At 69.6% G+C, this 13,266-nt stretch carries 13 protein-coding genes; 7 read left to right on the top strand and 6 right to left on the bottom strand.

All coding sequences use genetic code 11. The features are described from left to right. The first annotated feature begins 39 nt into the window (after positions 1 to 39). Positions 40 to 1,971 carry a DNA polymerase III subunits gamma/tau gene (locus tag ACXYX3_RS24040; protein WP_458609299.1) on the top strand — a complete coding sequence of 644 codons (1,932 nt, stop codon included), beginning with the start codon at positions 40 to 42 and terminating at the stop codon, positions 1,969 to 1,971. Between the two features lie 4 nt (positions 1,972 to 1,975). Here the strand turns inward: ACXYX3_RS24040 and ACXYX3_RS24035 are convergent, their stop codons facing one another. Beyond that, the gene (locus ACXYX3_RS24035) at positions 1,976 to 3,280 is read right to left on the bottom strand and encodes a class I SAM-dependent methyltransferase (RefSeq protein ID WP_458609298.1); all 1,305 of its coding nucleotides are present in this window, start codon (positions 3,278 to 3,280) and stop codon (positions 1,976 to 1,978) included. Next, the gene (locus ACXYX3_RS24030) at positions 3,277 to 4,668 is read right to left on the bottom strand and encodes an FAD-binding oxidoreductase (protein ID WP_458609297.1); all 1,392 of its coding nucleotides are present in this window, start codon (positions 4,666 to 4,668) and stop codon (positions 3,277 to 3,279) included. Before ACXYX3_RS24030 ends, ACXYX3_RS24035 begins: the two co-directional genes overlap by 4 nt. 67 nt (positions 4,669 to 4,735) lie before the next feature. Here ACXYX3_RS24030 and ACXYX3_RS24025 point away from each other — a divergent pair, with 67 nt between their 5' ends. Continuing rightward, positions 4,736 to 5,200: an SRPBCC family protein gene (locus ACXYX3_RS24025; protein ID WP_458609296.1), complete on the top strand. Its 465-nt coding sequence runs from the start codon at positions 4,736 to 4,738 to the stop codon at positions 5,198 to 5,200. A gap of 3 nt (positions 5,201 to 5,203) precedes the next feature. Here ACXYX3_RS24025 and ACXYX3_RS24020 read toward each other — a convergent pair whose 3' ends face one another. Further along, on the bottom strand, positions 5,204 to 5,947 hold the full coding sequence (locus ACXYX3_RS24020; protein ID WP_458612209.1) for an Rv3717 family N-acetylmuramoyl-L-alanine amidase: 744 nt from the start codon (positions 5,945 to 5,947) through the stop codon (positions 5,204 to 5,206). 115 nt (positions 5,948 to 6,062) lie between these two features. On the opposite strand from ACXYX3_RS24020, the gene ACXYX3_RS24015 reads away from it, so the two are divergent. The 3 genes from ACXYX3_RS24015 to ACXYX3_RS24005 all read left to right on the top strand — a co-directional run bounded on the left by ACXYX3_RS24015 (position 6,063) and on the right by ACXYX3_RS24005 (position 8,010). Beyond that, entirely contained in the window at positions 6,063 to 6,404 is a 342-nt protein-coding gene (locus tag ACXYX3_RS24015; RefSeq protein WP_458609295.1) for a YbaB/EbfC family nucleoid-associated protein, read from the top strand. Position 6,405: 1 nt separating this feature from the next. After that, a complete protein-coding gene (recR, locus tag ACXYX3_RS24010) occupies positions 6,406 to 7,017 on the top strand; it encodes a recombination mediator RecR (RefSeq protein WP_143815683.1) in 612 nt (203 codons plus the stop codon). A gap of 117 nt (positions 7,018 to 7,134) precedes the next feature. Next, positions 7,135 to 8,010, top strand: coding sequence for a hypothetical protein (locus tag ACXYX3_RS24005; RefSeq protein WP_458609294.1), 876 nt, complete (start codon positions 7,135 to 7,137; stop codon positions 8,008 to 8,010). Here ACXYX3_RS24005 and ACXYX3_RS24000 read toward each other — a convergent pair. Further along, a complete protein-coding gene (locus ACXYX3_RS24000) occupies positions 7,991 to 9,304 on the bottom strand; it encodes a cytochrome P450 (RefSeq protein WP_458609293.1) in 1,314 nt (437 codons plus the stop codon). The two genes, ACXYX3_RS24005 and ACXYX3_RS24000, sit on opposite strands and share 20 nt — an antisense overlap. 132 nt (positions 9,305 to 9,436) lie before the next feature. On the opposite strand from ACXYX3_RS24000, the gene ACXYX3_RS23995 reads away from it, so the two are divergent. Together ACXYX3_RS23995 and ACXYX3_RS23990 are read left to right on the top strand one after the other, a co-directional pair. Continuing rightward, on the top strand, positions 9,437 to 10,654 hold the full coding sequence (locus ACXYX3_RS23995) for a sensor histidine kinase (protein ID WP_458609292.1): 1,218 nt from the start codon (positions 9,437 to 9,439) through the stop codon (positions 10,652 to 10,654). Beyond that, complete coding sequence (locus ACXYX3_RS23990) at positions 10,651 to 11,307, top strand: response regulator (RefSeq protein WP_458609291.1); 657 nt, start codon at positions 10,651 to 10,653, stop codon at positions 11,305 to 11,307. Before ACXYX3_RS23995 ends, ACXYX3_RS23990 begins: the two co-directional genes overlap by 4 nt. Position 11,308: 1 nt before the next feature. On the opposite strand, the gene ACXYX3_RS23985 is transcribed toward ACXYX3_RS23990, so the two are convergent. Further along, positions 11,309 to 12,025 (bottom strand): type 1 glutamine amidotransferase, encoded by a 717-nt coding sequence (locus ACXYX3_RS23985; RefSeq protein WP_458609290.1) that lies wholly within the window; start codon positions 12,023 to 12,025, stop codon positions 11,309 to 11,311. After that, positions 12,022 to 13,245: a Mur ligase family protein gene (locus ACXYX3_RS23980; protein ID WP_458609289.1), complete on the bottom strand. Its 1,224-nt coding sequence runs from the start codon at positions 13,243 to 13,245 to the stop codon at positions 12,022 to 12,024. The genes ACXYX3_RS23985 and ACXYX3_RS23980 overlap by 4 nt, the downstream gene beginning before the upstream one ends. Positions 13,246 to 13,266: the final 21 nt, after the last annotated feature.

Raw genomic sequence — 13,266 nt, 5'->3', positions numbered from 1 at the left:
GGCCGCGAAGTAGTCGGATGGGGTCGGTAGCCTGCTTCCGTGGCTCTCTACCGTAAGTACCGACCGGCGACCTTCGCCGAGGTCGTCGGCCAGGAACACGTCACCGAGCCGTTGTCCATCGCGCTGAACTCGGGCCGCATCAACCATGCGTACCTGTTCTCGGGGCCGCGGGGCTGCGGAAAGACGTCCTCGGCGCGCATCATGGCGCGGTCGCTGAACTGCGAGCAGGGCCCGACCTCCACGCCCTGCGGGGTGTGCCCGTCGTGCGTGGCGTTGGCGCCCAACGGTCCGGGCAGCGTCGACGTCACCGAGCTCGACGCCGCCAGCCACGGCAGGGTCGACGACACCCGTGAACTCCGGGACCGCGCGTTCTACGCCCCTGCGCAATCGCGGTACCGGATCTTCATCATCGACGAAGCGCACATGGTCAGTAAGGAGGGTTTCAATGCCCTGCTCAAGATCGTCGAGGAACCGCCGGACCACCTGATCTTCGTGTTCGCCACCACCGAGCCGGAGAAGGTGCTGCCGACCATCCGCTCGCGCACCCACCACTATCCGTTCCGGCTGCTGGCGCCCCGCATCATGCGGTCACTGATCGAGAAGATCGTCGCCTCGGAGAGCGTCGACGTCGACGACGCGGTGTACCCGCTCGTCATCCGGGCCGGCGGCGGCTCACCGCGAGACACGCTGTCGGTCCTCGATCAACTGCTCGCCGGCGCCGACGGGAACCATGTCGCCTACCAGCGTGCACTGGCGCTGCTGGGGGCCACGGACGTCGCGCTGATCGACGATGCGATCGATGCGCTCGCCGCCGGTGACGCAGCGGCGTTGTTCGGCGCGGTCGAGGGTGTCGTCGACGCGGGCCACGACCCGCGCCGCTTCGCGACGGATCTGCTGGAGCGGTTCCGGGACCTGATCGTGCTGCAGGCCGTGCCGGACGCTGTCGCCCGCGGCGTGGTGGACGGGGCCGAGGACGAGTTGGACAGGATGCGCGATCAGGCGGCGCGGATCGGGACGGCCACGCTGACCCGCTACGCCGAGGTGGTGCACGCCGGGCTGGGGGAGATGCGCGGAGCGACGGCGCCGCGGCTCCTGCTCGAAGTGGTGTGCGCGCGCCTGCTGCTGCCGTCGGCCAGCGACACCGAGTCCGCGCTGTTGCAGCGGGTGGAACGCATCGAGACCCGCCTGGACATGTCGATCCCCGCCGACGGGGGCGCCACCCCTGCTGCCGCGGCGCCGGTCAAGCAGTACGTCCGCAAGACCAAGGTGGCGGAACAAGCCGTCGAGCAGCCTTCCGTTCGGCCCGCCGCACCGCCGACACCGCCGACACCACCGCCCGCCCCGCAGGCGGCGCCACCGAGGCCGGCGGCACCGGCGCCTTCCGCACCTGCTGCGCCGGCTCCCGCCGCACCGGAACCTGCGGCGCCCGAACCGGTTTCGTCACCGCCGCCGGTGCGCCCGCCCGCTGCGCCCGCGGTCGAAGTCCCACCCGTCACCCCCGCGGCTGCGGTCGCGGCGGGTGAGCCGAACGCCGCGGCCGTGCGCAGCATGTGGACCACGGTGCGCGAGAAGGTCAGGGAGCGCAGCCGCACCACCGAGGTGATGCTGGCCGGGGCGATCGTGCGCGCGGTGGAGGACGGCACGCTGATCCTCAGCCACGAGTCGGCGCCGCTGGCCAAACGGTTGACCGAGCAGCGCAACGCCGACGTCATCCGGGAGGCGCTCAAGGACGCGCTGGGGGTGAACTGGGCCGTGCGCTGCGAGGTGGGCTCCGCACCCGCCGCGGCGCCTGCGCCCGCTCAGCCGCGCCGGATACCCGACGAGCCGCCACCACCGCCGGACGGGGACGACGAGGAGAGCATGCTGGCCGAGGCCGGCACGATCGACCCCGCCGCCCCCCGCCGCGACCCGGAGGAAGCGGCGTTGGAGCTGCTGCAGAGCGAGCTGGGCGCGCGCCGTATCGACGGGTGAGCGGTCAGGCGGTCCACCAGGGCCGCAGCGGCAGGCCGCCGTCGCGGCCATGTTCATCGAGCTTCGCGGCCAACACCTGGTGCAGTTGAATCGCGTTCTGCTCGAAGCCCACTCGCGAGGCCGCCATGTACAGACCCCACACCTTGGCGGTGGGCAGCCCCACTTCGTCGACCGCCTGATCCCAGTTGGCGACGAGGTTGCGACACCAGTCCCGCAGCGTCATCGCGTAGTGGTGACGCAGGTTCTCCTCGTGCAGCACCTCCAGGCCGACGTCCTGGATCTCGGTGATGATGCGGCCGGACCCGGTCAGCTCCCCGTCGGGGAACACGTAGCGGTCGATGAACCCACCCGCAGCGGCGCCGTGTCGGTTGTCGTGCCGGGTGATGCAGTGGTTGAGGAGCAACCCACCGGTGCGCAGCTTGGACTTCAGGAACCGGAAGTAGGCCGGATAGTTGGCCACCCCGATGTGTTCGGTCAGACCGATCGAGGACACGGCGTCGAATTGGGATTCCCGCACGTCGCGGTAATCGCTGTGGCGCACCTGCGCCAGATCGCCCAATCCCTCGTCGGCGATGGCTTTCTGGGCCCACTCGGCCTGCTGGCGGGACAGCGTGACGCCGATCGCGTTCACGCCGTGCCGGGCCGCGTAGCGCACCATGCCGCCCCAACCGCAGCCGACGTCGAGCAACCGGTCGCCGGGCTGCAACCGCAGCTTCTCGAACACCAATCGGTATTTGTTCTCCTGCGCCTCTTCCAACGACGCATCCGGCCGCGGATAGCAGGCACAGGTGTAGGTCATCGACGGCCCCAGCACCCACTCGTAGAAGGTGTTCGACACGTCGTAGTGGTGATGGATGGCCTCGGCGTCACGAGTCTTGCTGTGCCGCAGTCCTTCTGCGAAGCGGCGCCAACGTGGCAGCGCCTCCTGTGGCGGCGGTGAGATCGGCTTGAGGTGCTCGATGCCGATCGAACGGATGATCTGAGCCAGCACCCGCGCCGAAGGCCGCTTGAAGTCCAGCTTCTCGGTCAGCGCGTTGAGCAACGGGTACGGATCACCAGGGTGCACACCCCGCATGTCGAGGTTGCCGGAGATGTAGGCGCGCGCCAGGCCCAGATCACCGGGAGCGGTCGCGAGGTAGGTGGTGCCGCGCGGGGTCAGCAGATCCAGGCCGAGATCGGCGTCGTCGGGCCCGGCGCTGCTGCCGTCGTAGGCGGTGAACCTCAGCGGCTGCGTGCCCGAGGCGAATATCTCCAGGATCTCGGCCAGCGTCAGCTTCGGGGCCTCGGCCGTCTCTCGAAAGGTCGTCATTGTCGCCGCACCGCCTTCGCATACAGGTCCAGAAACCGTGAGTCCGGGTCGTAGGTCTTCTTCACAGTGGTGTACACCTCGCCGCCGTAGAGCTCGTCGAACTCCTCCCGCGAGTAGAAGGCGTCCGAGTACAGGGATTTGTGTCCGGCGAGGTCGCTGACCTTCCGCTCGATCATCTTGTTCGTGTACCCCTCCTGCGGCCCGATAGGCACCGAGGACCAGAATCCGACGTTGACGTAACTGTGCTGCGGCCGAATCGGATACAACGGCCAGCCATCAGCTGAACTCGTCGATTCGCGCAGGCGCAACGGGCACAACCAGATCGGTTCGATCGGGATCGTGGCCAGGAACCATTCCACGAACTCGGCGGTGTTCTCGATCGGCACCTCGATGTCCTGCACGACCCGCTCCCGCGGTGGCCGGCCGTTGCGCTTCTCGATGCGATCGGCGATGTCGAAGCGCTGGTCGTAGCCGATCAGCTTCCAGTAGAAGCTGCTGCGCCGAAGGCGTCGCGGCCAGATGCGCCTGATCCGAGGGTTCTGGGCGCCGAAAGCCCGTGAGCACCAGAACCAGTCGGGATCCCAGCGCCACAGGTAGTCATGGATCGTCAACCGGTCGTGCTTCTCCCCGGCCGGATGCTGGATGGACCGGTAGTAGATCTGCTGGCCGGTGTAGTCGCTGACGGGGCCCGGCGTGGCCGACTGTGTGCCCAGACACAGGTAGCTCTCGTCGGCGGTGAACACGACACCGTCGAGGTAGTCGACCCGCTCGCCGTTCCAGCCGCCCGTTTCGATGATGCGGTCCATCGCCTCGACGAGCTCGGCGATGGAGTGGAAGCGCAGGTGGCGCAGAACCACGAACGGCTTGACCGGCTCCAGCTCGATCTTCAACCGAACCGAATACCCGAGCGTGCCATACGAATTGGGGAAGGTTGCGAACAGATCGGGGTGTTCGGTGGCCGACGTGCGCACGATTTCGCCTGTGCCGGTGAGGATGTCCATCTCGAGCACCGACTCGTGCGGCAGACCGTTGCGGAACGACGTCGACTCGATGCCCAACCCGGTGACGGCGCCGCCGAGGGTGATCGTCTTCAGCTGCGGAACGACCAGGGGTGAGAGTCCGTACGGCAGTGTCGCGGCGACGAGATCTTCATAGGTGCACATGCCGGCCACGTCGGCGGTGCGTGATTCGGGATCGACGGCGATCACACCGGTCAGGCCGGAGACGTCCAACCGGGGCGCCGTGGTCTTGGCGCGGGCGCGGAACAGATTCGAGGTGGGCTTGGCCAGGCGTACGGTCGCGCCTGCCGGGATCGCCCGGTAGCTGGTCAGGAGCCGCTGCACACCATCGGCGTGCGCGGCCCACGTGTCGATCGAGCCCGCTGCCACACATATACGCTAGTCCGCGGTCGCACCCGATGCGACCGCACCCACTCGACGACAAGGAGTTCCACCGATGGGACAGGTCAGCGCGTCCAGCACGGTTCTGATCGACGCCGACCCCGCGACAGTGCTCGGCGCCGTCGCCGACTACCAGGCGATGCGGCCGAAGATCCTGTCCGAGCACTACAGCGGCTACCGAGTGCTCGAGGGCGGTCAGGGCGCAGGAACGGTCGTCACGTGGAAACTGCAAGCCACCAAGTCCCGCTCGCGTGACGTCAAGGCCACCGTCGACGTGGCCGGCCGCACCGTGATCGAGAAGGACGCCAACTCGTCGATGGTGACCAACTGGACGGTCGCACCGGCCGGGCCGGGGTCGTCGGTGACGGTCAAGACGTCCTGGCAGGGCGCCGGCGGCATCGGTGGGTTCTTCGAGAAGACGTTCGCGCCGATCGGCCTGCGCAAGATCCAGGCCGAGGTGCTGGGCAACCTCAAGCGTGAGGTGGAGGGCACCGAGGGCGTCGAGGGCACCCTCGGCTGACGTCTAACCGCGCTGAGCGCCCAGGAACGCCACCACGCCGCGCACGATCGCGTCCGCGTACTTCTGGCGGCCCTCGGGTGTCTTCATCAGCCCTGAGTCGATCGGGTTCTTCATGTTCCCGCACTCGACGAGGATCGACGGGTACTGCGCCAGGTTCAGCCCGGCGATGTCGGCGCGGGGGTTGAGCCCCGACGATCCGATGTAGGTCGCCGGCGGAATCCCCGAGCCCGCCATCGTGTCGCGCATGACCTGGGCGAATTGCACCGCGGGCCCGGCCTGGGCCGTGTTCAGCGGCGGCGACGAGTAGAGCACGTGGAAGCCGCGCCCGGTCGGCGGACCGCCGTCGGCGTGGATCGAGACGATCGCGTTCGGCCGGATCGCGTTGGCCATCGCGGCGCGTTCGTCGACGCAGGGCCCCGGCCCCGTGTCGTCGCCGCGCGACATCGCCGTCCGCACCCCGAGACCCGTCAGTGCCTGCCGCACCCGCAGCGTGGTGTCCCAGGTGAACGTGTGCTCGGGGTAGCCGTCGTCGGTGGCCGTGCCGCTGGCCTGGCAGTCCTTGGTGCCGCCGCGGCCGGTGGGGACCTGGCGGCTCAGGCCAGCCATCGACGCCTGGTGACCCGGGTCGAGGAACACGATCATGCCGGCGATGTTGGAGGGGGCGGCGTGTGCTGGTGCGGCGAGTGTGGAGGCCGCGACGAGCAGCCCGGCGAGGATCTGGGCGCCGACACGGCGAGGGGCTCTCATCAGCACCGCGCCACGGTAGCCCGCCTCCCGACTACGCTGGAAGCCCTGAGCGCCGCTTCGGCGTGAGCGCAACCAAGTCGATACCGACACGCAATCAACCCGCAAGAGGATCAGCATGCAGCCTGGTGGCCAACCCGATATGTCCGCACTGCTCGCCCAGGCGCAGCAGATGCAGCAGCAGTTGATGGAGGCGCAGGCAGCGCTGGCCGCCGCGGAGGTGCACGGTCAGGCCGGAGGCGGCCTGGTGCAGGTCACGATGCGGGGCAGCGGCGAGGTCGTCGGCGTGGCGATCGATCCCAAGGTGGTCGACCCGTCGGACGTGGAGACCCTGCAGGACCTCATCGTCGGGGCGATCTCCGACGCCGCGAAGCAGGTCACGATCCTGGCCCATGACCGGCTCGGCCCGCTGGCGGGCGGCATGGGCGGCCAGGGATTCCCCGGCCTGCCGGGGATGTGACTTGTTCGAAGGACCCGTTCAGGACCTGATCGACGAGCTCGGCAAGCTGCCCGGGATCGGCCCGAAGAGCGCCCAGCGGATCGCATTCCACCTGCTGTCCGTCGAACCGCCGGACATCGACCGGCTGACCGCGGTGCTGAACAAGGTGCGCGACGGGGTGACGTTCTGCGCGGTGTGCGGCAACGTCAGCGACGAGGAGCGCTGCCGCATCTGTGCGGACCCGCGCCGGGACGCGTCGCTGGTGTGCGTGGTCGAAGAGCCCAAGGACGTCCAGGCCGTCGAGCGGACGCGAGAATTCCGCGGGCGCTATCACGTGCTGGGTGGGGCGCTGGATCCGCTCTCGGGCATCGGCCCGGACCAGCTGCGGATCCGGGAACTGCTGAACCGGATCGGTGAGCGTGTCGACGGCGTGGAGGTCGCCGAGGTGATCATCGCGACCGACCCCAACACCGAGGGGGAGGCGACTGCGACATACCTGGTGCGGATGCTGCGCGACATCCCGGGGTTGACGGTGACGCGTATCGCGTCGGGTCTGCCGATGGGCGGGGATCTGGAATTCGCCGACGAGCTGACGCTCGGCCGGGCGCTCGCCGGTCGTCGTGCGATGGCCTGATCGGGAGACCTGAGCCGCAACGCCGGCCAAACCCACGTTTTGTCGGCGATCACTCGCACTTTCGCTGCAGAACGTGGATGTCGCTCACATGTCGGTGGCCGTTGTCAGGATGGCTGCATGAACAGGGTCATTCTCGGCGGCGAGGCGGTCCGGGCGGGTGTGGTGACCCGGCACGAACTGCGCCGTGATTACACGAAGCTCTACCGCGGCGTCTTCGTCCGTGCCGGCGGGGAGATCTCGCTCAAAGACCGTGCGATCGGTGCGTGGTTGGCCACCGGTAGGCACGGGGTGATCGCCGGGGTGACCGCGTCCGCGCTGCACGGGGCGCCGTGGGTGGATGCGCGGCAACCCATCGAGGTGACCGGAGCCAAAGGCCGGCCGCAGGACGGTCTTCTGTTGCGCACCGAACGCCTGGCAGCAGATGAAATCACCGATGTCGGCGGTTTGCCCGTCACCACTCGGGTGCGTACGGCGTTCGATCTCGGTCGTCACCTCGAACGCACCGAGGCGTTGGCCCGGCTGGATGCGCTGATGTGGAACCAGCGGTTCGACATCGCCGAGGTGGCCGAGCTGGCGCAGCGGTATCCGCGGGTGCGGGGCGTCGCCCAGCTGCGCGAGTTGCTGCCCCTGGTCGACGGCGGTGCGGCGTCCCCGCGCGAGAGCGCGATTCGGCTTGCGCTGCACGACAACGGCTTTCCGCGGCCCGAGACGCAGTACCCGGTGCTCGACGGATCGCGGCCGGTCGCGTTTCTCGACCTCGCCTATCCGGAGTACGGCGTCGCCGTCGAATACGACGGCGACCATCACCGCACCGACCGCCGGACCTACGTCAACGACATCACCCGGCTACGGATGCTGGAGCAGCGCGACTGGATCGTCATCCGGGTGATCGCCGAGGACCGGCCCGACGCCTGGCTGTCCCGCGTCGCCACAGCGCTGCGGGAGAGGGGGTGCCCGCTGCCGCTCTCCCTCGTCACGACGCTGTGCGCGTGACGGCCTCGTGCCGGAGCCGGGCCGTCATCCGGCGGTAGCCGTTGAGGTTCACCAGACCCCGGTGCTCGGGTGCGCCACACGGCCGCAGGTCGGGGTAGCGGTCGAACAGGGCCCGCAATGCCGTCACCGCCTCGTTGCGGGCCAGCGCGGCGCCCAGGCAGACATGGATGCCGCTGCCGAACGCCAGATGTTCGCGAGCGTTCGGCCGGGTGATGTCGAAACGGTCCGGCTGGTCGAAGACCTGGGGATCCCTGTTGGCGCCCCCGAGCAGCAGGACCACCGCGGTGCCGCGCGGGATCGGCACCCCGGCGATCTCGGTGTCGCGGCTGGCCTCGCGCGCGGTCATCTGCACCGGGCTGTCGAAACGCAGCATCTCCTCGACGGCTGACGGCCACAGATCGGGATCGTCGCGCAGGAGCGCGAGCTGGTCCGGGTGATTCATCAGTGCGACGATGCCGTTGCCGATGAGATTGACTGTGGTCTCGACCCCCGCGCCCACGAGCAGCGCCGCGTTGGCCCGCAGCACGCGGTCGGTGAGGCCGCCCTCGAGGGCCATGGTGCTGAACGGCGTGCCGTCGGAACCTTCGGCGCGCAGCCGCCGGAAGTGCTCCAGCAGATACGCCTCGACGTCCCGCAGTTCGGTGATCGCGCCGTGGTAGGCCGACCAGGTGATACCGATGTCGAGGAGCGGAGCAATTCGGTTGCCCCAGCGGAGGATTCGCTGTCGGTCGGCGATCGGCACGCCGAGGAGATCGCTGATCACCGCGGCGGGCACCTGCGCGGCGTAGTCGGAGATCAGGTCCACCTCGTCGCGGCCGTCGAGCCCGTCGAGCAGTGCGAGGGTCAGCTCGTCGATGCGGGAGTCGAGTGTGGCGATGGCGCGAGGGGTGAAGCTGCGCGACACCATCTTGCGGTAACCGGTGTGCTCGGGAGGATCGGTCATCAGCATCGACGGTGACTCGACGGGATTGGGCAGCCCCGGGTCGAGCCGGCGCATGACGCGCGCGATGACCTCGGGCAGGCCCGTCTCCGCGGGATCGGCGACCACGAAGTCGTTGTCGCGCAGCACACTGCGGCAGACCGCGTGATCGGCGCTGACCAACACCAGGGGAGTGCGGGCCAGCGGGCCGGCCGCGCGGATCTCTTCGATGCGGCGCAGCCGTCCGGACGGATCGTCGCGACCCAGGCTCAGTGTCGCCATCGGTTCTCCCCGGCGGGCGCGCGACGAGAGGACGGCTCGGGGAATGCCGTGCAGTGCTGTCCAGCGCATCCAGGTCGCCAGTCCGTTACCCATACGTCGACGGTAGGCAGTGTCGCGCACGGGCGCATCGTCCCTGAAGCGCAGGTTCGCCTCCTACCGGGGTAGGAGGGCGAATGCCTACCGCGGGCGGTGTCGCGGTTTCCGGACCGCTCCTACACTGGGCCGATGCTCGATGCGCTGCGGCACCGCGTGCGCGGGTACGCCGCGCGCAAGGCCGAGGACATGCCGGGCGGCTACACCTGGCCGTTCGTCATCAGCGTCGACGTGACCATGGTGGTCGTCTCGGTGATCGCGGCACTGCAGCGACCGTGGTCGCACTGGTGGATCGCCGCCGTCGCGTTGCTGATCGCGATCGTGCCCGATGTCGTGTTCTTCTTCCTGGACCGGCGGGTGCCCGTGGCGGTCGAGGCGGCCACGGTGTGGCTGGCGTGGATGGCGAGTACCGCGTTGCTCCTGTTCGCGTTCCCGACACCGATCAGCGGGGACTTCGCACCGCTGCTGCTCAGTCTGCTGACCGGGATGATCGGTGCGTTCACCTCGACGCGCGCCAGTCTGCTGGTGGCGCTGTCCGCGGCGGCGCTCGTCGGTGCAGCAATGTGGGCCGGACGGCTCGAAACTCCCTGGCTCTACCTGACATTCATTGCGATCGGCCTGCTCGTCGGCTCGCTGATGCGGACCCAGCAGGAGTTGCTGATCGAACAGCGGCGGGCGCAGGCCAAACTCGCCGAACACGCCGCCGCCGACGAGCGGCGCCGGATCGCCCGCGAGGTCCACGACGTGATCGCGCACTCGTTGAGTGTGACGCTGCTGCACGTCACCGGTGCGCGACGCGATCTGCAGGTCGACCGCGATGTCGACGAGGCGGTGGCGGCACTCGAGCAGGCCGAGCGTCTCGGCCGCCAGGCCATGGCCGACATCCGCCACACTGTCGGCCTGCTCGCCGACGCCGCCGGCACGGCGGTCCCCAACCCCGGCATCGGCGATCTGGCCGCGCTCGTGAAGGATTTCGTGCGGGCCGGGTTGTCGGTGTCGTTGCGCATCACCGGGGACGTCGACCGGATCTCCGCGGGCGAGGGATTGGCCCTGTACCGCATCGCGCAGGAGTCGCTGGCCAATGTCGCCAAGCACGCGCCGGAGGCGGCGACGTCGGTCGCGCTCGACGTCGGCAACGTGGCGCGGCTCGCGATCGTGAATCGGGTTCCGGTTCCCGTCGCGGGCGCAGGTGCGCAACTCGAAGGGCGAGGCATGCGCGGCATGCGGCAGAGGATCAAACTGCTCGGCGGCACGTTGGAGGCGGGACCCGACGGTGACGGGTGGTCGGTGCGCGCGGTCATCCCCGTCGACGGTCGGCCCGGCTGCGTGGTGCGGGACGGTGCACTGTGACCCCCGACCCGGTGAGTGCGCTGCTCGTCGACGACCAGGAGTTGGTGCGCTCGGGCCTGCGCCGCATCCTGCGGCGCCGCGACGGGATCGTCGTCGTCGGCGAATGCTCCGACGGCGACGAGGTGCCTGCGGCAGTGGCCGAGCACCGGCCCGACGTGGTCGTCATGGATCTGCGAATGAAGCGCGTCAACGGGATCGAGGCGACGCAAACCCTGACCGACCGTGGCGGGCCGCCGGTGCTGGCGCTCACCACGTTCAGCGACGAGGAGCTGCTCTCGGGCGTATTACGTGCGGGCGCAGCCGGATTCGTCCTGAAGGATTCGCCTGCCGAGGAACTCATCCGGGCGGTGCACGCCGTCGCGCGCGGCGACGGGTATCTGGACCCGTCGGTGACCGCGCGGGTGCTGACCACCTATCGCACGGCGGCCGCCGATCCCGCGCCCGAGGCGGTGCGGGAGCTGACGCCGCGGGAACTCGACGTGCTGACGCTGGTCGCCAAGGGCCGCTCCAACAGTGAGATCGCCGAGGAACTCGTCATCTCCGGTGTCACAGTGAAGAGTCACATCGGCCGCATCTTCGGCAAACTGGGGTTGCGGGATCGTCCGGCGGCCATCGTGTACGCCTATCGCCACGGCATCGTGGCCGCCCGCTGATCTACACGCGTCGCGGCGCTGCCAGCCGTTCCTGCCGCAGCTTGTCGACCTCCGGAAGGGGCAGTGGCGCAAGCGGTCCCACCACCTTGGCGAGCAGGTGATCGGCGAGCTCGGGATTGCGCGCCAAGCAGCAGCCGTGCAGATAGGTCGCGACGACACTGCCCTGGACGGCACCGTCCACCCCGGAGCCCGCGCGGTTGCCTGCGCCCTTGGTGACCGCGGCCAGCGGTCGCGCCTCTGCACCCAGATCGGTTCCGCCCCGGTGATTCTCGAAGCCGGTCAACGGCTGCGTGAGCCCGTCGATCAGCGGTGTGGAGGCCACTTCGCCGATCGTCCGCTCGGGCTGCGGTGAGGTCGTGACGTCGAGCAGACCCACGCCGGCCACCCGTTCCCCGGCGGACGTCTCGTACCAATGGCCCAGCACCTGGATCGCCGCGCAGATCGCCAGCACCGGGGCGCCGCGCGAGACCGCCTGCTGCAGACCGGGATAGCGCACCAGATGCTTGGTGGCGAGCCGCTGCGCGTAGTCCTCGGCGCCGCCGAGGGTGTAGATGTCCAGCTCGGCGGGCACGGGATCGTCGAGCGTGATCTCGACGATGTCGGCGTCGATGCCGCGCAACCGCAGCCGCTGCCGCAGCACCAGCGAGTTGCCGCCGTCGCCGTAGGTGCCCATCACGTCGGGCAGGACGAGCCCGATGCGGACCGCGGACTCGCTCATGGCAGCCGCCTGTTCAGCTGGAGGAACGCCGTGTAATTGGCGAGCACCTCGACGTGGCCGGGTGGGCAGCTGCGGATCGCGGCCATCGTGTCGTGCACCAGCGTGTGCTCGACGCCGGCGTAGCCGAGGCGCACCGCGAGATCGGTGCCGCGTTCCCCGGCGGCGACCACCGGCACGTTCTCGAAGTGCTCGAAGCGGACGTCCCACAGCCAGGACAGGTCCTCGCCATCGGGTACCTGACCGTTGACCGAGATCACCACACCCGCTGCGTCGCGGTCGAGCATCGACAGCGCCTCCTGCCACCCGGCGGGATTCTTGGCCAGCAGCAGGCGGGCCGTGTGCGACGGGCCGACCGGAACGGTGCGGTAGCGGCCGGCCACTTCGTCGACGGCCGACACGGCGGCGACGGCCGCGACGGGATCGGCGCCGAGGGTGACGGCCGCGGCGACAGCCTGGGTCGCGTTGCCCCGGTTCACCATGCCCGGCAGGGTGAGCGTCATCGGCAGGCTCAGACCGTCGGGGCCGTGGATGTGCGTGTCGTCGTACCACCACGCCGGGGTGGGCCGGTGGAAATCGCAGCCCGTCGAGCGCCAGTGCGCGCCGTCGCGCACGATCACCTCACCCGAGCGGGGGCAGCTCACCGAATCGCTGGCCCAGCCGCCGCCGGCAGCCACCCACACGACATGGGGGTGGTCGTAAGCCGCCGAGGTCATCAAGACGTCGTCGCAGTTGGCGACCACCACCGCCGCCCGGTGCCGGGCCAACCCGGCGCGCAGGGTCCGCTCGATGTGGTTGATCTCACCCACCCGGTCGAGTTGATCTCGCGACAGATTGAGCAGCACGATGACCGAGGGCGTGATGGCGTCACTGACGTGCGGGACGTGCATCTCGTCGACCTCGAGCGCGGCCAGCGGCGCGTCCGGTGCGGAGGCGAGCGCGGCCACCAGCCCGGCGTCCATGTTGGCGCCCTCGGCGTTCGTGGCGACGGGTCCGAGGGTGGCCAGCGCTGCGGCCGTCATCCGGGTGGTGGTGGACTTGCCGTTGGTGCCGGTGACGACGACCGTGCGGCGGCCCTGCCCGAGTTGGCGCAGGATCGACCCGTCGATGGTCATCGCGACGAGGCCGCCGATCATCGCGCCGGCACCGCGGCCGGTGACACGCGATGCCCACCGGGCGCCTGCACCGGCTGCGAGAGCAGCTCGTCCGCGTACCGAAACCATTCCCGGCAGTTTAGAGAAGGG

Source organism: Mycobacterium sp. Panama NTM2 (genome assembly GCF_054355555.1).
This window is presented reverse-complemented; position numbering and strand designations above follow the sequence as displayed.

What these genes read in the sequence shown, in the direction of transcription:
- ACXYX3_RS24035 (WP_458609298.1), bottom strand. Translation starts at nt 3,280, where the DNA reads ATGACGACCTTTCGAGAGACGGCCGAGGCCCCGAAGCTGACGCTGGCC.
- ACXYX3_RS24025 (WP_458609296.1), top strand. Translation starts at nt 4,736, where the DNA reads ATGGGACAGGTCAGCGCGTCCAGCACGGTTCTGATCGACGCCGACCCC.
- ACXYX3_RS24020 (WP_458612209.1), bottom strand. Translation starts at nt 5,947, where the DNA reads ATGAGAGCCCCTCGCCGTGTCGGCGCCCAGATCCTCGCCGGGCTGCTC.
- ACXYX3_RS24015 (WP_458609295.1), top strand. Translation starts at nt 6,063, where the DNA reads ATGCAGCCTGGTGGCCAACCCGATATGTCCGCACTGCTCGCCCAGGCG.
- ACXYX3_RS24005 (WP_458609294.1), top strand. Translation starts at nt 7,135, where the DNA reads ATGAACAGGGTCATTCTCGGCGGCGAGGCGGTCCGGGCGGGTGTGGTG.
- ACXYX3_RS24000 (WP_458609293.1), bottom strand. Translation starts at nt 9,304, where the DNA reads ATGGGTAACGGACTGGCGACCTGGATGCGCTGGACAGCACTGCACGGC.
- ACXYX3_RS23995 (WP_458609292.1), top strand. Translation starts at nt 9,437, where the DNA reads ATGCTCGATGCGCTGCGGCACCGCGTGCGCGGGTACGCCGCGCGCAAG.
- ACXYX3_RS23985 (WP_458609290.1), bottom strand. Translation starts at nt 12,025, where the DNA reads ATGAGCGAGTCCGCGGTCCGCATCGGGCTCGTCCTGCCCGACGTGATG.
- ACXYX3_RS23980 (WP_458609289.1), bottom strand. Translation starts at nt 13,245, where the DNA reads ATGGTTTCGGTACGCGGACGAGCTGCTCTCGCAGCCGGTGCAGGCGCC.